General features: G+C 69.2%; 1 pseudogene. It reads left to right on the top strand.

The features are described from left to right. Positions 1-439, top strand: a pseudogene (locus tag GVL50_RS28525) (signal recognition particle protein); the annotation flags it as partial.

Here is a 439-nt window from a genome sequence, read left to right as displayed (position 1 = left end):
GAGTGGTTCCCCAGCACGCCGGACCAGAAGCCGCTGGACATCGCGCGCGCCGCGATCGACCACGCCCGCCGCCATTATTTCGACGTGCTGCTGGTCGACACGGCCGGCCGCCTCGCGATCGACGAGGCGCTCATGAACGAGATCAAGGAGCTGCACGCGGCCCTGAACCCGGTCGAGACGCTGTTCGTGGTCGATGCCATGCAGGGCCAGGATGCGGTGAACACCGCCAAGGCTTTCAAGGAGGCGCTGCCGCTCACCGGAATCGTGCTCACCAAGCTCGACGGCGATTCGCGCGGCGGCGCGGCGCTGTCGGTGCGGCAGGTGACGGGCGCGCCGATCAAGTTCGCGGGCGTGTCCGAGAAGATCGACGGCCTGGAGGTGTTCGACGCCGAGCGCCATGCCGGCCGCGTGCTGGGCATGGGCGACATCGTGGCCCTGG

This window comes from Pseudomonas sp. 18058, assembly GCF_902706155.1.
Classification (GTDB): domain Bacteria; phylum Pseudomonadota; class Gammaproteobacteria; order Pseudomonadales; family Pseudomonadaceae; genus Aquipseudomonas; species Aquipseudomonas rustica.
This window is presented reverse-complemented; position numbering and strand designations above follow the sequence as displayed.